Consider the following 18,201-nt stretch of genomic DNA (forward strand, 5'->3'; position numbering starts at 1 on the left):
GAGGTTCGTGTTCCTCGGACCGGTGTTTTGCCTCCAGCTTCCTTCAGATTCCGCGTCACCACGGACACCCTTGCTCTTGGCTAACCTCTACTTCTGTCTTCGGGGTTCGGGACTTACACCCTATAGTTCATGTACATGCCGGGCGCACATAAAAGGCACCTAGAATTCTTTATTCCTAGGTGCCTTTCTAAGCTGTCTTTACGCCCCAGCAATATCTTCCGCATTTCGATTGATCTCATCAATAATGCCAATGATTTTTCTTGCATCATCCATATTGTCCTTGAACAGTTCAACAATACTGCCAACTGATCTGAATGGTTCTTGTTGTAATACTTTTTTATCGAGTGTTCCGTTTTTAATGACATAATCAACAATGTGTTTAACAAATCGAATTTGGTTTAGATTTAACCGCTCCTCTGAAAGGAATTCGGAAAATGCTTCGTTGGCTGCTTTCGGATCCAAGCCAACAATTTGCCGAACTAGTTTTGTAATCGGTGTGTCGCCAAAATCTTTTTCGTAATCTTCTCTCGTACCTAGTTCTTTCCAGAGGATATCTTCAAGCATTTTCACATCTTGGGCTGTTAGCGGTTTATTATGATTCAGCTTGTAAATCGCCATTTGGTCCTTATGTTCGATAAGATAATGTTCTACTTTCTTCCGGTAATTTTGTAAATCATTTACATTGAACATCGAAGCGTTTTCTTTTACTTCAATTACTTCATCTTGGAAGTTTGTATAATAAATCTTTTGTGTTTCTTTTTCTATAAACTTGATTAAATCCCTTAATGCTTCACGCACTTCGTCTAGTTCAAATATATCAGCACTATCCCAAAACTCTTCCGTCAATACTTTTTCAATGACATGCTTTTGCTCCATCACTTGTGGAATCGTACCAAGTTTAGAAAGTGCCTCCGCCGTTTGAATGACGCTGCGAATTGGTTTTGTGGCATTGTTGGCTTGTAATTTTGCCAATTCAATCGTATACATTAATAAATCAAAACGTTTAGCAAATTCATCATCCTGAACTGGGACGATGATTGGTGAGATATGTTCTTTTATTTCATTCGTATCAAGAACTGATAATGAGATCCAATTATCCTTGTTTTTAAATTTCTCCACATATTGTAAATGTTGTCGGACTCGAAAATTTTCATTATCTAATGCAAGTATATCCCTCGTTACATCATGGACTAATTCATTTCGATGGTTGATATATTCTTCTGTTTGATAATCAGTCCCTTGTAATTCACGGATAATATCAACTTTTGCATTGAACAATTTTTCCGTTAGGCTTTTACCGATTTGTGTTTCCATTCCTTTTGGATTTTCACGGAAAAACTCAAAGTTTCCGCAATAGTCGAAGATTAAGAAATGGGTTTTATCTTGTCCAATTCCAAATAAATCTGGACAAAGCCGTGTTCCACGACCAATCATTTGCCAAAACTTTGTTTTCGAACGAACCTTTTTAAAGAATACAAGATTAACCACTTCTGGTATGTCCACACCTGTATCAAGCATGTCCACAGATACAGCAATTTGTGGCATTTTACTTTTATCTGAAAAGTCATCTATTAATGTTTGAACATATTTTATGCTATAATCAATGACTCTAGCAAAATCTCCACCATACTCTGGGAACAATGCGTCAAACCGTTCTACGATTCTTTCGGCATGACGATGATTTTTCGCAAAAATAATTGTCTTACCTAGTTTGTCTCCACCTTCAACATGGATGCCTTTTTCCATTAAGTCTTTCAACACCATATCAATTGTGTTGTCATTAAAAAGCCATTCATTCAAAGCAGAACTATCAATATCTTCTATGAAATCTTCTTCATCAAATAGTTCTTCATATTTTTCTTTATCTTCTTCCGATAAATCATCGTAGTGTATACCTTCTTCTAGAAACTTTGTTTTTGTTTCAATTGTTCGGTAATCAACTAAATATTCATCTTTAACAGCCTGTTCAAGTTCATAGGCATATGTTGGAACCCCATTCTCCAAGTCAAAGACTGCATAGGTATTTTTGTCAATCTCATCTTTTGGAGTTGCCGTTAAGCCGAGTAAAATTCCATCAAAATAATCGAAAATGCTGCGGTATTTTTTATAGATACTTCGATGCGACTCATCAATGATGATGAGATCAAAGTGTCCCACGGTAAATAATTTTTTCCCATCTTTTCTTTTTGCCTCATCGATGGCATTCATCATCGTTGGATATGTAGAAAAGACGATTCGGCTTTCCTCTGGGTTATCCTTGTTATCTAAAAGATTGCATAAAGGTATACTTGGTAGTAAGTTGTTAAAATTACGATATGCTTGGTTTATTAAAGCTTTACGATCTGCTAAAAAGAGAACATTTTTCACCCAATTATGCCGAGTCAAAACATCGACAATTGAAATTGCCGTTCTCGTTTTCCCGCTACCTGTAGCCATTACAAGAAGTGCTTTTCTTTGATTACGACTCAATGCATCACAAAAAGATAAAATGGCTTCTTTTTGATAATAACGGTTACTAATATCATCATTTATTTGTACATTTGATAATGGACTTTTCATTTTCCGGCGTTCGATTAACAAACTTAGTTCTTCTTTATTGTAAAATCCAGAAACTTTTCTTGGCGGATACTGATCATGCCAAATATACGTTTCAAAGCCGTTCGAATAGAAAATCACCGGGCGAACACCTGACATTTTTTCGATACAATCAGCATAAAGTTTGGCTTGTTGGCGACCAATTTTTGGATCCTTTGACGTTCTCTTTGCTTCTACTACAGCAAGAGGCTTCCCATTATCTCCAAATAAAACGTAATCAGCGAATCCTTTACCTTCTTTGTTGGGCATACCTACTACTGGATATTCTCGAATAATATCTTTATTAAATTCCCAACCTGCAAGTTTCAAGTCTAAATCGATATATTTTAGTCTTGTTTCAAATTCATTTAATTGATCTACTTGGAAATTATTTTCTTTCGTGTTCTGTTCACGTTTTTCAGTTACCTTCTTACGTAGATGTTGATTTTCTTTAATAATTTCTTCAAGTTTCCGGTCCTTCGCACTTAATTGTTCATATAAATCTTGTAATTCTTTTGGGCGAACCTTTTTTTCTTCACCAACAGGAAGTAAGGATTCATCAAATTCCCCGGCCGTAAATTCATCAGAATAACAATAATCAATCCATGCAATAAATTGAAATAGATGATGAAGGGATAACACCGCTTCATCTCGAGTAATTGGTGCATTTGTATGAACCGCCTGATTACCAAGTTTGACTACATACTTCATCATCGGCAATAAATCTTCATCAATAATACCTAAAAATTCCCGGTCGTGAATCAAACTGGAAAGATTATCTTGATATGGAACTTTTAACGCACCGTCATAACTATACACCCACTTAACAGCCAGCTCCAGCGCTCGACGAGACTGAATGGCGCTGACAGCTGGGCTGACAACTAAACCTTTTTCCGCTTCAAAACAAGCATTGGCAAAACTGCGATATTGCTTCTTTTCCTTTAGAAAGCTAAAGTTTGACACATTGCCACCTCCCTTTGATTAAAGGTTAGAAACTTTTTCTTCGGTAAATAATTCACCTTTGAAAGCGCGTTGCATTATAGAATAATAATTGTTTTGTAATTCCTTTAAACTATTTGTTAATAGTTGTTTTTTTCCTTCTATATTTACAATTAACTCTGCAAATTTATTTTGCAAATGAATTGGTGGAACTACTATATTTATGTCGTTAATTTTTTTGATAGTTAATCTCTTAATTGCTCCTCCACTCATATTTTGTATGATTCTATTAAAAATTCCTTTGTTATTTAAATAATAAACTAAGTAGTAATTATTTAACATTGAAGGATTAACTTTAATTAGAGCCAAACTAGATAACATACTGAATTCAAAATCATAATGATTAATACCAGCAATGCCTGTTGTTGCACCATCCTTAATATAAAGTACATCACCCTTTACTGGATTACATCTAGAATAAATCTTTTTGTGATCTTCTAATGAGACATAAGTAGGATCACTATAAAAATCTAAATAACCTTTTCCTAGATGTTTTGCAGTAATATAAGGGATACCTTCTTTAACCATCGGCGGAGAATGATGTGTACCATCAGTAATCTTTATACATAACTCTGACAGTTTACATACATTGTAGTTGTTTTTATTTAACACTGGATCCCCAAACATCTCCAAAAACACACTTTGCGTTAATTGGTCTAATGCTTCGATTTGGGCTTTTCGTTTTATAACTAGTTCATTACTTTTATTCAATAAATTAATAATCTTCTTCTGAACTTCAATTTCTGGAAGTGGAACATCAATATTTTTCAATATAGATAAGTTGATATTATTTTGAGCAACACCACGACCAGTATTTGCTACTGTATTTTTTATAGATTTCAAAAAGTAATATAGATATTCAGTCAGTACTTTTTCACTTTTAACATTTATTCCTGCAATTGCTTGATTCGTTGAAGCATCTATATTTAATATTGCACATTCTCCTATTGTTGCAAAGATTGTATAAAGTAAAGTTCCTTTCTTAAACAATTTTGCAGAAGAATTATTTAATCCATCTTCTGTAATAAATTCTTCAGTTTTTTCTAAGTACTTTCCTTTTACATCACTAATTTTCACCCAAGGTATATTCCCATTTTTCCAATAAGTTGGATTAGATCTTTTTGGTGTACCACCTGCTGAAATATCAGCAATTTCTCCTAGCTTTTTATAAATAACAGCCATCTTTTCACAACCCTTTTAATGAATCTTTCAGTTCTTTAATTCCTTGTATTATCTCATGTTCATATTTCTCAATTTTTTCAAGAATCAATTGTGGTGCTTCATACTCCACTTCTTCATATTCAATCTCTTTATATTTATTTATCGACAAATCATAGTCATTTTCCCGTAGTTCTTCAACCGGTACGAAGAAGGATTGTTCTGTCCGTTTCCTTTCTTTTTCCGCTTCTAAATTGTTAAATCGTTTAATAATGTCCGGTATATCATTCTCTTCAATCGGTGTACGCTTGTCGTCCAATGAAAATCCGTCTGCTTTCATATCATAGAACCAAACGTTGTCTGTCCCACCTGCACCGGTTTTTGTAAAAATCATAATCGCCGTTGAAACTCCTGCATACGGTTTAAACACTCCGCTCGGCATGGAGATTATAGCTTCCAATTTATGGTTATCAATGATTTCCTTTCGTATCGTTTTATGTGCTTTTGAGCTTCCAAATAATACACCGTCTGGAACAATGACCGCAGCTCGTCCACCCGGTTTTAAAATACGAATAAATAAGGAGAGAAATAATAATTCCGTTTTCTTTGTTTTCGCTATTTTTAATAAATCGTTCGAAACCGCTTCATAATCTAATGAGCCTTTAAATGGCGGATTAGCGAGTACCAACGTATATTTTTCTTTATCTTTATTAATTTCAGAAAGGGAATCTCGATAGTCAATATTTGGATTATCGACACCATGTAGCATCATGTTCATGGCACCAATACGTAGCATTGTCCGGTCCATATCATTTCCGTAGAACATGGTGTTATGATAATGTTCTTTTAGTCCTTGAACAAGGAACATGTCATTGTGATGTTTACGTAAGTATTCGCTTGCAGCAACTAAAAATCCAGCAGTCCCCATTGCAGGGTCAATAATAATATCCTCTGGCGTTGGTTTCATAAGTTCAACCATCATTTGAATAATGTGTCTTGGTGTACGGAATTGTCCGTTTGTACCAGACGTTGATAATTTGGAAAGTAGATACTCATATAAATCCCCCTGTACATCCCGATCATCTAAAGGAAGATTGTCAATTCCTTCGACAATTTTTGCCAACATATTCGCTGTTGGGATTAAAAACATCGCATCGCCCATGTACTTGGAGTATGCTGAATTATCTTTCCCATGTAAGTTTTTAATGAAAGGAAAAACCTCATCAGAAACAACTCGATACATTTCTTCCGGTGAACCGAGCTGTTTAAAACGGTTCCAGCGCAAGTGTTGTTTATCTTCTGGAAAGATCCCTTCAAATGGTATTCCTAGAACTTCCGCTTCTTTCTCTTTAATTGTTTCTGCTTCATCTAAACTTTTTATAAATAAAAGATAAGTAAATTGTTCGATAACAGTTAGTGGATTTGTAATTCCACCTGTCCAAAACGTTTCCCATATTTTATCAACTTTATTTTTAATTTCCCCTGTAATCATCTAACTTCCTCCTGCCGCATCTTATATATCTTCATTATACCTATTTATCTCATTTTATTAAAAGGATAATCTTAGAGACCTATAACTATTTACCCAATTGATTTAATCCAAAATATCTTAAAAAATTTTAAAATCCTATTAAAATACATTGAATCGATAAGTATAATGTTTCAGAACAAATCGGTTAATCAAAAAATCAACTTAAAATTTTTAAAAAAAATTCCTTATTTCTCTTCAAATATGAAAAATCAAAGATACAATGCATTATGCAAAACGAAAAATACAAAAAAAAGGAGAAGAAAAATGATTAACAACCAAGGAAATCTAAAGGGATTTCTCTATATAAGAGTGAATCATCCATCAAAACTTTCAACAGAAGAACATTCACAGCTAACTAATTTCTTATTTGAGTATAGAAGAAATAGTTACAATGGAAAGGGAAATACCTATAAACATCGCATTGAGGAATATTTGTCAAAGTCAAATAAATAAGGTAACCCAATAAAAAGCGAGATCCGCAGAGGTTACGTAACCATTCACATTGTTGGTTATGTAATTCTGCGGATTTTTTTAAATTGAAAAATTATAAAAGGGAGAGCGATAAATCATGAATAGATCAGAAAACACCGTTGAGCGAATTTTTGCAGATACTTCGCTCACTTTCTTGGATGTTATAAATTCAATTATTGATCATAAAATTGAAGAACTCGTCAATAATGCTAGTAAGGTAAACACTGCTACATCTCCAAAAGACGAGAAGGAGTATGAATCAAAATGAGATGTGCAGTATATGTTCGTGTTTCTACCGATAAAGAAGAACAAAAAGATTCCTTAAAATATCAGCAAGAACTGTTTTATAATTATATAGCGGAAAAAGGTTGGGATATTTACAAATTTTATATTGACGTTGAGAGCGGGACGACGGCAAAACGAGAAGAACTTCAAAAACTTATTGAAGATGCTCAGGATAAGAAGTTCGATATCATTCTTGCCAAAGAGTTATCACGCCTTGCCCGAAATGGAGAGTTATCCTATAAAATCAAAAACTTATGCGAAAACCAAGGGATTCACATTATTACATTAGATAATGCGATCAATACATTAACAGGGAACACTCATATGTTTGGCCTTTATGCATGGATGTACGAACAAGAATCTCAAAACACGAGTAATCGTGTGAAAGAGACATTAAAAACTCGAGCAAAAAATGGACTTTTTAAAGGTTCGAATCCTCCATATGGGTATGAAGTAAGAGATGGAAAATTGTATATCCGAAATGATGAAACACCAAATATTGTTAGACGAATTTTCAAAGAATATTTGGAAGGAAACGGACGACAAAGTATTGCAAGACGGCTATATAACGAGGGAGTTCCTACTCCTGCTCAAATGCTGGAAAAGCAAACGCAGGAGATAAGTGGCATGATTCGACCATTAGATGCATCTTGACAAATCCCCATTACGTTGGGGATCTTGTTCAAGGAGGAACAACGACAGTAAGTGTAACAAGTAAAAGAAGAAAAAACGTTCCTAAAGAAAAACAGTTTATTGTCAAAAATGCACATGAGCCAATTATATCTAACGTTTGATGCTGTCCAAAATCAATTAGAGCAGAGAAGAAGATATATTACAGCACCCAAATTACATCTTTTTACCAACATTCTCTCTTGTGCTGGCTGTGGTACAGGAATATGGTATAGAAGTAATCGTCGGGGCTACATTTGTGGAAATTATGCCCGTCATGGCAAAAAGGCTTGTACCGCCCACACGATATAAAAGAGGATTTTCTAAAAGAAACGATCCTAGATGACATCCAAACCTTAATTCAACAAGTTGATAAAGAGAAATCTATAAAGAAGATGGAGAGAAAATTGAAAAGTACAAAATTGGATTCTCAAAAGCAAATTAATAAGATTAACAAACAGATGGATGTTTTAAAAAATCGAAAAAGGAAATTCATCAACCTGTTAGCTGACGGAATTATCACACATGAAGAATATCAAGAGAGTATTGAAGTAACGAACAAGTATTTAACTGAATTAATGGAACAGAAAAATGAACTTCTTTCATTGATGGAAAGCGAGGATGTAATCGAAACGATTGAAAAGCTCAAAAAGGAATTACTTCAATTCCTAAATTTCGAAGAATTAACCGAGGATATTCTCCATCGACTGATTAATCGAATCGAGGTAAAAGAGGACGGTACACCAATAATTCATTACCGGTTTACCACACCAAAAATTGAATAGAGGCAAGAAAGAAAGCTTATCTTGCCTCATTTTTTCATTTTAAAACTATCTGCGAAACGCACTCAACATGCGCCGTGTGCGGGAACATGTCGACGGGCTGGATGTATTCGACTTTGTACAAGCTGGAAAGAAATTGAATGTCTTTTGCCAGGGTGGACGGATTGCATGAGACGTAAACGAATCGTTTTGGCTTCACTTTTTTGATTGTTTTGAGAAACGCTCGGTCGCAGCCGGTGCGGGGAGGGTCGACGACGACAACATCTGGGCGCCAGCCTTCTTTTGCCCATTTTGGCATCCATGTTTCTGCTTTGCCTGTGACATATGTTGCATTTTTGATCCCGTGTTTTTCGGCGTTTTTTTTCGCGTCACGGATGGATTCTTCAATGACATCCATTCCTCTGATTTCTGCTGCATCCTTTGCCAGCCACAAGCCGATCGTGCCGACGCCGCAATAGGCATCTACGATTTTTTCGCTTCCTGTTAAACCTGCTGCTTTTTTGACTTCGTCATAAAGTTTGACCGTTTGCACCGGGTTAAGCTGGAAAAAAGCGCGGGCGGATAGTTCAAAGGAAAGGTCGCCCAATGTTTCTTGGATGACTTCTTCACCTTTTAACAAAACCGTTTTGTCGCCGAAAATCAGCGATGTTTTGCTTCCATTTATATTTTGCATGACTGATTTTACTTCCGGCGCGCGCTTCATGATCTCCGCTGCAATCAGTTCTTTTCGCGGCAATTCTTCCCCTTTTGTAATGAGGACGACTTGCACATGGTTCGTCTGAACTCCGGCGCGTACAACGATTGTGCGAACGATGCCCGTCCGTTTTCGCTCATGGTAAATCGGAATGTGAAAATCCTCCAGTACTTGTTTTACCGTTTGGGTAATTTTATCTGTCAGCGGGTGCTGGACCATGCAAGAGTGAATTGGAACAAGCTTGTGTGAATTCGCACCATACAGACCCGCTATCACTTGCTGTTTTTCATTTCCGAGCTGAAATTGACTTTTATTGCGGTAATGCCAAGGGTCGTCCATACCGATTGTCGGACGGATGTCGAGGGTGTCAACCTCTAGGTTCGTATGGCGCTCAAGCGCTTGAATGACAATGTCCCGTTTGGCAGCAAGCTGCTGTTCATATTGCAAATGCTGCAATTGGCAGCCTCCGCATCGGTCATAATAGATGCAGGGCGGTTTCACACGATGAGGGGATTTTTTCCGTATTTTTTTAATAACGGCTTCTGCATAATTTGGTTGAATATTCTCTGCTTGAACGACCACTTCTTCCCCGGGCAAAGCTCCCGGGACAAAGACGACTTGTTTCTTAAAATACCCGACACCTTCTCCGTTAATGCCAAGCCGCTTAATGGTCAGCGGAAATTGCTGTCCCTTTTGAATCGTCACAGATACCGATCTATTTTTTATCTTCATTTCGCTTCTCCCCGTCTCTTTTCGATGCTTCGCCATAAATAAAAAGCTGCATAGCTTAAATAAGGAGCCCACTCGCGGCTGTAGTTTTCCATTTCTTCTTTTGTCGGTTTCTTTTCCAGTTGAAAATAATGCTTGATCGCATTTTGCAAGCCGATATCAGCAGCAGGAAACAGATTCGGCCTGCCCAGCCCAAATAAAAGAAAATTTTGCACCGTCCACGGGCCGATGCCGCGCACTTGAACCAATTTTTTCATAATGTCATCATCGCTCCATTCATGGAAGGCCTGAATCGGCAGCACTCCTTCTGCAATCAGTCTGGAGGTATCAATAACATATTCCGCTTTTCTCATGCTGAATTTCAGCGCCCGCAAATCCTCATAATTCAATTTGGCTACTGTTTCCGGTTTGGGATAAAACCATACATTCTCTACTTGAAAACCAAAAGTTTGCACAAAAGCGGTCGTCAACTGATAGGCAAATGATAAATTTAATTGCTGATGAATAATGCATTTCATTAAACAAGCATACGGATGAAAATCTAACACGAGCGGCGTCCCTTCATGCTCTTGAAAAAGCGGAGCAAGGTTGGTTTGCAGGAAATGATCTTGAATGGTTTTAAGCGAATTCTTCCATTGAAATATGCGTGTCAGCTCATGGATGGCTCGTTCTTTTTGTTCATCCTGTTCCCCTGATATTTCAAATACTGGGTTTTCCTTCGATCCGATTGCTTTTACAGCGGCAACAAAAGGTTCTTCTTTTTCACTATAAAGAGGAACAAGGACGGTTCGCTTGTGCACGTCCACCTTGTTCAACGGATCAAGTGAAAGGCGCTCTAACACGCGGTCGAAGTCATACGGCGGCGCCGCTTTTATCGTCACTTTCCACATGTTTTTACCGACCTTTATCGTATTTTTTCGGAGCTATTATATCACATAATCCGCTTCTATTAATAAAGAAATGGACTTTCAAACATTTTCTCCATCACTAGGTCGTCTAAGCTTTTAAAAGTATAGCCTTGCTGTTTTAAAGTTTTAATCGCTTCATCAAGCGCATCAGCGTTGTCTTTTGATACGGTGTGCAGCAAAATGATCGCGCCCGGATGAATTTGATTGATAATGTTGTCGTATGCATATCGCCAGCCTTTTTGTTCATTCACCTTCCAGTCGACAAATGCAAGCGACCAAAAAATATTGCGATAACCGTATTTTTCGGACAATGCAAGTGTGCGTTCGCTAAAAATGCCCCTTGGCGGTCTCACATATACTGTTCCTTCTTGGCCTGTAAGCTCCTTTACTTTGTCGCTGACGGCATCAAGCTCCTTCTTTATTTTATCAGCACTTATTGTCGTCATATCAGGGTGGCTCCATGAATGATTGCCGACAATATGCCCTTCCTTCACCATTCTCTTTACAAGATCAGGGGCTGTTTTTAAATAATGGCCTGTTACAAAAAACGTCGCATGTACATCGTGCTTTTTCAGTACGTCCAAAATTTTCGATGTATAGCCGTTTTCATAGCCATTATCAAACGTTAAATAAATCTCTTTTTTGCTGGGATCTCCTAAATAAAACGCTCCATATTTATTTAAAAGTTCATTCCATTCTTTCCCGGTATCAGGAGGCTGATGATTATTGTTTTTTTGAAAACCCCAATGAATCGGGTGATTGCTGACAGCAGCAGAGGCGCAGCTAAAAAAAGAAAAAAATAACAAGACAGAGCAATATAAAATCCGGAAATAATTCAAGCTGTGAATCTCCTTTCCATCATTTTTACTATTAGTCTTTATCCGTTTTTAGGAATTATGCTCCATCTTGATTTCAAAAAAATACCATAGCCAATCATCTGGCTATGGCATTGAGTTTAATATTTAGCTAAATACCGGCTCTTTAAATTGAGAAAGCTTTTCTAATGACGATTTTTCAATGTCTTCATGCAGGCTGTTGCCGTGTGAATCCATTGTGACAACGGCCGTGAAGTCTTTTACGCGCAAATGCCACATAGCTTCTGGAATTCCAAACTCCAGCAAGTCAACACCTTCAACCGCTTCGATGCAATCCGCATAATATTGAGCAGCACCGCCAATCGCATTCAAGTATACTCCGCCATGCTCTTTTAAAGCTTGCAGCGTTTTTTGCCCCATGCCGCCTTTGCCCATTACCGCACGGATGCCAAATTTTTTCATAATATCCCCTTGATAAGGCTCTTCGCGAATGGAAGTGGTCGGCCCGGCCGCTTTCACTTCCCAATTGCCGTTTTCATCTTTTAACATGACAGGTCCGCAGTGGTAAATAATTTGACCGTTTAAATCAACCGGCGCATCATGATCCATTAAATATTTATGGATGGCATCCCTTCCTGTGTAAATGATTCCGTTGATGCGAACAACGTCGCCGACTTTCAGCTCGCGGATTTGTTCTTCTGTAATTGGCGCTTGCAGCGTGATGACACGTCTTTCAGAGTCCGTTGATGCTGCATGTTCTTCTTGTGCAGCATTTTCTTGAAAATCAACATCTTCTCCATCTTGATAAAGCCATTTTATGATTTCACCCGTATTTGGATCGATATGCACACCTAAACGGCGGAATGCCCAGCAGTTGTATGCGACAGAAACAAAAAAGCTCGCAGGGATTCTGTGCATTGCGCCGACTTTGCAGCCTAATAAAGTGGTTTCCCCGCCAAATCCCATCGTTCCGATGCCAAGCTTGTTTGCATTTTCCATAATATATTCTTCCAATTGCCGCAATTCTTCGTTCGGATTTACGTCATCGACTTCGCGGAATAATTGTTCTTTCGCTAAATCGTACCCCGATGAACGGTCTCCACCGATTCCAACTCCAATGAATCCTGCGCTGCATCCTTGGCCTTGTGCTTGATATACCGCATGCAAAATACATTTGCGGATTCCATCCAAATCTCTGCCGGCTCTTCCCAATCCTTCTAGTTCGCACGGCAGGCTGTATTGAATATTTTTGTTTTCGCAGCCGCCGCCTTTTAATATTAAGCGAACATCCATATAATCTTTTTCCCATTGTTCAAATTTTACGACTGGAAGCCCTTCGCCCAAGTTATCGCCGGAATTTTCTCCAGTGAGTGAATCGACCGAGTTCGGGCGAAGCTTCCCGTCCTTCGTCGCTTGAGCGATCGCTTTTTTTATTGTTTCCTTTATTTGAATTTGATTGATACCGACTGGCACTTTAATTTTAAATGTCGGCAATCCGGTATCTTGGCAGATCGGCGATACATTTTCATCTGCCATTTTAATATTTTCGGTTATCGTGGCAAGCGACATCGCAGCTCTTGTACCAGCATTTTCACGCTGCTTCGCCTTCAAAATAGCGCGGCGGACATCCTTCGGCAATTTTGTAGACGTTTCCACAATTAATTGATACATACTCTCATATAATTTTTCCATCCCGCTTATCCCCCTTACATTCAGTCAAAAAACTCCCACTTAACACAATTTTTATTATACTTCTTTTAATTTTGATTGGAAAGGCATTCACGTGCTGATCATTTTTTTAGGGGGATAAGGAGAGTGTTTCAACATTCATTGCAGCAGTTAAAAAAGATTCAGCTTGCGAATTCTATCAACCGCTTCTAAAAGCCTGCTCTCATCAACTAATAAACCAACGCGTATGTATCCTTCTCCATATTGTCCGAAGCCGTTTCCTGGCGCAACGGCGACATCTGCTTTTTCAAGCAAATAATCGGCAAACTCTTCGCTAGTAAATCCTTTCGGAACAGGGAGCCAGGCAAAAAATGATCCTTTCGGAGCTTGAGCGTTCCAGCCAATTTGCCGAATAGCATTGATAAACGTATTTCGGCGGTTTTCATAAAGGGAGACAAGCTCCTCTACACACGACTGATCGCCTGTTAATGCGGCAGCTGCTGCTAATTGTATTGCTGGAAAAAGGCTGCAATATAAGTGATCTTGAATAAGATTAATACTTTCAATGATATTCTGGTTCCCTACAGCAAATCCAACGCGCCAGCCGGCCATATTGTAGGTTTTCGACAATGTGTACATTTCAATGCCGATGTCCTTAGCTCCTTCCGCTTCAAGAAGGCTGGTCGGTTTTTTGCCGTCAAAGCCGATCGCACCGTACGCAAAATCATGGACAACGGAAATTCGATGCTTCTTTGCAAACGTAACCGTTTCCTCAAAAAACTTAAGATCGGCCGTTGCTCCTGTCGGATTGTTCGGGTAGTTTAAATACATCAATTTTGCCGCTTCTTTATCCTCCAACGAAATGGCGTTGTAATCAGGTAAAAACCGATTTTCTGCCAACAGCGGGAACGTTTTAAATTGAGCCCCGGCTAAAACAACGCCTGATAAATAGTCTGGATAACCCGGGTCGGGCAATAGCATTAGATCTCCTTCATTTAATAGGCACATCGGCAATTCAACAAGTCCAGTTTTCGTACCGAATAAAATCGCTACTTCTTTTTCTGGATCTATATCGACACCGTATTGTTTCTTATAATATTCACTAGCCGCATGTTTTAACTCAATCAGACCTGAAAATGGTGAATATTTATGTGTTTTCGGGTCTTCTGCTGCGGTTTGCAGCGCTTTGACGATATGCGGGGGAGTCGGCTGGTCAGGATTTCCTTGTCCTAAATTAATAATATCTCTTGCTTCAGCTACAGCGTTATTCACTTTTTTCACAAGGGCAGAGAAAAATTGTGTTGGAAGCTTTTTTAAACGTTCTGAAATCTCCACTCTAATCCACCTTTTTTTATAAAAATAGTTGAAATTATCATAAAAATTCTATAGTCTTTATATAAAAATGTCTAGGGGCTGAAAATCATGAAAGTTGCTTGTATACAAATGAATATCATTTTAGGCGAACCGGACCAAAACTATGAAATCGCTCAAAAAAATATAATAGAAGCAGCAAACCATCAAGCGGATACAATTGTTTTGCCTGAAATGTGGAATACAGGATACGCCCTTGATCAGCTTGATGAGCTTGCAGACAAAAATGGAGAAAAAACAATTGAGCTGCTGACATCCCTTGCTAAAACATATCATGTCAATATTGTCGGTGGTTCAGTTGCAACGAAAAAAAACGGACAATTTTTTAATACCATGTACGTTGTCGACCGATTCGGAAATATCACCGCTGAATACGACAAAGCCCATCTGTTTAAATTGATGGATGAGCATAAATTTATGAGTGCCGGTCAAAAAGTAAATATATTTGAGCTGGACGGCGTCACTTGCGGTGGTGTTATTTGTTATGATTTGCGTTTTCCGGAATGGATTCGCACCCATGCATTAAAAGGTGCAAACATTATGTTCATTCCTGCCGAATGGCCGAAAAAGCGAATTGACCATTGGCAATTGCTTCTCCAAGCACGGGCAGTTGAAAATCAAATGTTTGTTGTAGCAGTAAACCGGGTCGGAGCGGATCAAAATAATGAATTTAATGGACACTCAATGGTCATTGCCCCTTGGGGCGAGCTTCTTGTTCATGATCAAACAGATGCAGGAATTTTTTACGCCCAACTGGATCTTCAAGAAATTGACCGTGTAAGAAAAACCATTCCTATTTTTCAAGACAGACGTCCGGAATTATATTTCGAATAAAATTTTACACCCCTTAAAAGAATGTGAAAGCATTCCCTTTTAAGGGGTTTTTGTATGAAAAGGCAATTAAACGCTTTTCATGTGTTTTAAACTTTTGGTAAAGGGTGGATAGGCAATCCCTTTTTCTGTAATAATTGCCGTAATGAGTTCATGATCGGTCACGTCGAATGCCGGATTATATGTTTGCACATTTTCCGGCGCCATCGGTTTTTCATACCATTTTGTCGTGATCTCCTCTGCTTTTCTCACTTCGATCGGTATATGTTCCCCTGTCGGACAATCTAAATCGATTGTTGAAAGCGGAGCACAAACATAAAACGGGATTCCATAATATTTTGCTAAGATTGCCACTCCGGAAGTTCCAATTTTATTGGCAGTATCTCCGTTTGCGGCAACTCGATCACACCCGACTAAAACCGCTTGTACTTTTCCCTCCTTCATCACAATGGATGCCATGTTGTCACAAATTAACGTTACATCCACACCAGCTTCCTGCAATTCCCATGCAGTTAGACGTGCACCTTGAAGAAGCGGTCTTGTTTCATCTGCAAAAACTTTGAAATGGTAGCCTCTTTCTTGGCCTAAGTAGATGGGAGCTAACGCAGTCCCATACCTCGCCGTCGCAATTGTTCCTGCATTGCAATGGGTCAGAAGACCCCAGCCGGGTTTTAATAATGACAGGGCATGCTCGCCAATCGAATAACAGACTTGCTCATCCTCATTACGGATATGTTCTGCTTCTTCCTTCAGTGCGTTTTTAATTTCCTCGATGCTTTTGTCTTTTTCTACTTTGAGTCTATCCTCCATGCGATCTAAAGCCCAAAATAAATTCACTGCAGTCGGCCGCGATGAAGCCAAATACTGTTTGATTTTTTGAAAATCATCCAAAAGCTGTTCATAAGTCGACGCTTTTGATTGCTTCGTGCCTAAATAAACACCGAATGCAGCAGCAATTCCGATCGCAGGCGCTCCTCTAACCTTCAGATGGTAAATGGCCTCCCATATTTCTTCTGGAGTAGAAAGATGCAGAAATACTTTCTCATTCGGCAATAGCGTTTGGTCGAGTATGATCACCGTATTGTTTTCATCATCCAGTTGTACAGATTGAATGGCTTTTACTGCTGTCATAAAACTTTTCCCCTTCAATAAATTTGCGGACACTTTGTAATAAAACATTCACAAAGTCGTCGCCTGTACGAATGTTTGCACGTTCAAGAATAAAGGTTTTACCAGCTGTTAAACAAATTTTTTCAGCCAAAGCTCGGGATTCTTTATTTTCAATTGACGTGATGTCTTTTACATGGGCGATCCCAATAATTCTTCTGCATAATTCAAGTCCGGCAGCGGCTGAGGCATCCTCAAGGATGGAATTTAAATACCATTCTTTAAAACTAGGTGCACTTGCAGTTCTTTCTTTTATATTCTCATCCCAAGCATGTAAAAATTTTTTTGTAAACAGCTCTATTACGTCTGAGATTGTTTGTTGAATATATTGCAAGTAGTCTTCCTTTGTTTCTTGATCTTCAATTGTAAAGCTTGCATTTACATAGGCGAAAATAAGGTTTGCAATCACATTCCCAATATCGAACCCAGCAGGTCCATAAAAAGCAAACTCAGGATCGATTATTTTTGTTGAATCTTCCTTTATAAAAATGGAACCGGTATGAAGGTCGCCGTGGAGGAGGGACTGTGCTTTTGTCATAAAATCAAACTTCAGTTTAGCTGTTTCCAATGCAAGCTTTGAATCATTCCAAATTTCTTCGCGGATGAATTCTCTCGTTTCTGGAAATACATCATTTTGCTCACAATCGTAAAAAGGTTCTGTATACACGAGATCTTCTGTTATTTCACATAATTCTGGGTTTGTAAATTTTTGCACCAATGCTTTCTTCTCTTTATGATCGATAACGGCATCTGAAGTAAGCAATAAGGTGTTGACAAGAAACGTTGTAATATGGTCGGCAAACAAAGGGAATTTTTTATGTTTTAAAAGAGCTGTCCTCATAATTTCATGGTCAGATAGATCATCCATCACACAACAATTCATAATCGGATCATACGAATAAACCTTAGGTACAAATCCAGGCGCTAATTCCCCTTGCAGCTTCAATGCTTCGCTTTCAATCCGATTGCGATCTGGTGAAACTTTAAAGGCGTCTGAAATACGCGCAACCGGACCAGCTTGTTTAATAATGACAGACTGGCCGCTATTTTGATCAACGACACGAAATACATAATTTAAGTTGCCATCGCCAATCTCTCGACATTCCAATTCTGCGTTTTGTTCAAAAATATCGAGTTTTTTCTGTACATATTCGATGACATCTTGCTCAGTCATCGTAAAATATGTTGTAAAATCCTTCAAAAAAATTCCCTCCTCTATCTTTGTTTGTCATAAAGTGAAAAAAGAGTCTTTCATAATATCCATTCACAATATGGGGATGACATTATTACAAGACCACTTCGTCACCTGCTTGTAAAAGCCGATTCCGGCAAATGCTCCAAATGGATTCAGATTTCTAGATCCAAAGCAGCCGCCGCATCCATTAAATAGAGGGGGCTGTCTAATAAGTCGATTTTCCGGCTTATAGACGCCCCTTTAATGTTTTAGAAACGTTGATATATCAATGCTTATGATGTTTCGTTTTCAGTGGATTTTGTCTTTTGAAGACAGCCCCTTCCTAAAAATATAAATCTGCATCATTTATTCTTG

The 18,201-nt window shown here is 38.2% G+C and carries 16 protein-coding genes; 6 read left to right on the plus strand and 10 right to left on the minus strand.

The features are described 5' to 3' along the window. Positions 1-198: 198 nt before the first annotated feature. Genes NSR00_RS10090 through NSR00_RS10100 form a run of 3 tightly spaced genes read right to left on the minus strand, consistent with a single transcriptional unit; the run spans position 199 to position 6,223 of the window. The gene (locus NSR00_RS10090) at positions 199-3,537 is read right to left on the minus strand and encodes a DEAD/DEAH box helicase family protein (protein ID WP_340788483.1); all 3,339 of its coding nucleotides are present in this window, start codon (positions 3,535-3,537) and stop codon (positions 199-201) included. Between the two features lie 18 nt (positions 3,538-3,555). Continuing rightward, positions 3,556-4,755 carry a restriction endonuclease subunit S gene (locus NSR00_RS10095; protein ID WP_340788488.1) on the minus strand — a complete coding sequence of 400 codons (1,200 nt, stop codon included), beginning with the start codon at positions 4,753-4,755 and terminating at the stop codon, positions 3,556-3,558. A gap of 4 nt (positions 4,756-4,759) precedes the next feature. Next, a complete protein-coding gene (locus NSR00_RS10100) occupies positions 4,760-6,223 on the minus strand; it encodes a type I restriction-modification system subunit M (RefSeq protein WP_340788491.1) in 1,464 nt (487 codons plus the stop codon). A gap of 607 nt (positions 6,224-6,830) precedes the next feature. Here NSR00_RS10100 and NSR00_RS10105 point away from each other — a divergent pair. Genes NSR00_RS10105 through NSR00_RS10120 form a run of 5 tightly spaced genes read left to right on the plus strand, consistent with a single transcriptional unit; the run spans position 6,831 to position 8,472 of the window. Continuing rightward, positions 6,831-7,001 carry a hypothetical protein gene (locus tag NSR00_RS10105; protein ID WP_340788493.1) on the plus strand — a complete coding sequence of 57 codons (171 nt, stop codon included), beginning with the start codon at positions 6,831-6,833 and terminating at the stop codon, positions 6,999-7,001. Then, positions 6,998-7,672 (plus strand): recombinase family protein, encoded by a 675-nt coding sequence (locus NSR00_RS10110; protein ID WP_340788496.1) that lies wholly within the window; start codon positions 6,998-7,000, stop codon positions 7,670-7,672. The genes NSR00_RS10105 and NSR00_RS10110 overlap by 4 nt, the downstream gene beginning before the upstream one ends. Then, positions 7,669-7,812 carry a recombinase family protein gene (locus tag NSR00_RS10115; RefSeq protein ID WP_327856987.1) on the plus strand — a complete coding sequence of 48 codons (144 nt, stop codon included), beginning with the start codon at positions 7,669-7,671 and terminating at the stop codon, positions 7,810-7,812. Before NSR00_RS10110 ends, NSR00_RS10115 begins: the two co-directional genes overlap by 4 nt. Then, complete coding sequence (locus NSR00_RS18080) at positions 7,787-7,999, plus strand: recombinase zinc beta ribbon domain-containing protein (protein ID WP_445659577.1); 213 nt, start codon at positions 7,787-7,789, stop codon at positions 7,997-7,999. The genes NSR00_RS10115 and NSR00_RS18080 overlap by 26 nt, the downstream gene beginning before the upstream one ends. Then, on the plus strand, positions 7,945-8,472 hold the full coding sequence (locus NSR00_RS10120; protein ID WP_340788500.1) for a hypothetical protein: 528 nt from the start codon (positions 7,945-7,947) through the stop codon (positions 8,470-8,472). The genes NSR00_RS18080 and NSR00_RS10120 overlap by 55 nt, the downstream gene beginning before the upstream one ends. A 34-nt stretch (positions 8,473-8,506) precedes the next feature. Here NSR00_RS10120 and rlmD read toward each other — a convergent pair whose 3' ends face one another. The 5 genes from rlmD to NSR00_RS10145 all read right to left on the minus strand — a co-directional run bounded on the left by rlmD (position 8,507) and on the right by NSR00_RS10145 (position 14,618). Further along, positions 8,507-9,895 carry a 23S rRNA (uracil(1939)-C(5))-methyltransferase RlmD gene (gene rlmD, locus NSR00_RS10125; protein ID WP_327856985.1) on the minus strand — a complete coding sequence of 463 codons (1,389 nt, stop codon included), beginning with the start codon at positions 9,893-9,895 and terminating at the stop codon, positions 8,507-8,509. Beyond that, positions 9,892-10,782, minus strand: a complete 891-nt coding sequence (locus NSR00_RS10130; protein WP_063386754.1) for a DNA-3-methyladenine glycosylase family protein — start codon at positions 10,780-10,782, stop codon at positions 9,892-9,894. The genes rlmD and NSR00_RS10130 overlap by 4 nt, the downstream gene beginning before the upstream one ends. 59 nt (positions 10,783-10,841) lie before the next feature. After that, positions 10,842-11,639, minus strand: a complete 798-nt coding sequence (gene pdaA / locus NSR00_RS10135; protein ID WP_327019714.1) for a delta-lactam-biosynthetic de-N-acetylase — start codon at positions 11,637-11,639, stop codon at positions 10,842-10,844. Between the two features lie 123 nt (positions 11,640-11,762). Beyond that, the gene (locus NSR00_RS10140) at positions 11,763-13,307 is read right to left on the minus strand and encodes a fumarate hydratase (RefSeq protein ID WP_063386755.1); all 1,545 of its coding nucleotides are present in this window, start codon (positions 13,305-13,307) and stop codon (positions 11,763-11,765) included. A 147-nt stretch (positions 13,308-13,454) separates the two neighbouring features. After that, entirely contained in the window at positions 13,455-14,618 is a 1,164-nt protein-coding gene (locus NSR00_RS10145) for a pyridoxal phosphate-dependent aminotransferase (protein ID WP_063386756.1), read from the minus strand. A gap of 87 nt (positions 14,619-14,705) precedes the next feature. On the opposite strand from NSR00_RS10145, the gene NSR00_RS10150 reads away from it, so the two are divergent. Continuing rightward, positions 14,706-15,488 (plus strand): carbon-nitrogen family hydrolase, encoded by a 783-nt coding sequence (locus NSR00_RS10150; protein ID WP_063386757.1) that lies wholly within the window; start codon positions 14,706-14,708, stop codon positions 15,486-15,488. Between the two features lie 66 nt (positions 15,489-15,554). Here NSR00_RS10150 and mtnA read toward each other — a convergent pair whose 3' ends face one another. Next, the gene (gene mtnA, locus NSR00_RS10155; RefSeq protein WP_063386758.1) at positions 15,555-16,616 is read right to left on the minus strand and encodes an S-methyl-5-thioribose-1-phosphate isomerase; all 1,062 of its coding nucleotides are present in this window, start codon (positions 16,614-16,616) and stop codon (positions 15,555-15,557) included. After that, positions 16,576-17,853, minus strand: a complete 1,278-nt coding sequence (gene mtnK / locus NSR00_RS10160) for an S-methyl-5-thioribose kinase (RefSeq protein WP_082830237.1) — start codon at positions 17,851-17,853, stop codon at positions 16,576-16,578. Before mtnK ends, mtnA begins: the two co-directional genes overlap by 41 nt. Positions 17,854-18,201: the final 348 nt, after the last annotated feature.

Source organism: Aeribacillus sp. FSL K6-8394 (assembly GCF_038008865.1).
Lineage (GTDB): Bacteria > Bacillota > Bacilli > Bacillales > Aeribacillaceae > Aeribacillus > Aeribacillus composti.

What these genes read in the sequence shown, in the direction of transcription:
- NSR00_RS10095 (WP_340788488.1), bottom strand. Translation starts at nt 4,755, where the DNA reads ATGGCTGTTATTTATAAAAAGCTAGGAGAAATTGCTGATATTTCAGCA.
- NSR00_RS10100 (WP_340788491.1), bottom strand. Translation starts at nt 6,223, where the DNA reads ATGATTACAGGGGAAATTAAAAATAAAGTTGATAAAATATGGGAAACG.
- NSR00_RS10105 (WP_340788493.1), top strand. Translation starts at nt 6,831, where the DNA reads ATGAATAGATCAGAAAACACCGTTGAGCGAATTTTTGCAGATACTTCG.
- NSR00_RS10110 (WP_340788496.1), top strand. Translation starts at nt 6,998, where the DNA reads ATGAGATGTGCAGTATATGTTCGTGTTTCTACCGATAAAGAAGAACAA.
- NSR00_RS18080 (WP_445659577.1), top strand. Translation starts at nt 7,787, where the DNA reads ATGAGCCAATTATATCTAACGTTTGATGCTGTCCAAAATCAATTAGAG.
- rlmD (WP_327856985.1), bottom strand. Translation starts at nt 9,895, where the DNA reads ATGAAGATAAAAAATAGATCGGTATCTGTGACGATTCAAAAGGGACAG.
- NSR00_RS10130 (WP_063386754.1), bottom strand. Translation starts at nt 10,782, where the DNA reads ATGTGGAAAGTGACGATAAAAGCGGCGCCGCCGTATGACTTCGACCGC.
- NSR00_RS10140 (WP_063386755.1), bottom strand. Translation starts at nt 13,307, where the DNA reads ATGGAAAAATTATATGAGAGTATGTATCAATTAATTGTGGAAACGTCT.
- NSR00_RS10150 (WP_063386757.1), top strand. Translation starts at nt 14,706, where the DNA reads ATGAAAGTTGCTTGTATACAAATGAATATCATTTTAGGCGAACCGGAC.
- mtnA (WP_063386758.1), bottom strand. Translation starts at nt 16,616, where the DNA reads ATGACAGCAGTAAAAGCCATTCAATCTGTACAACTGGATGATGAAAAC.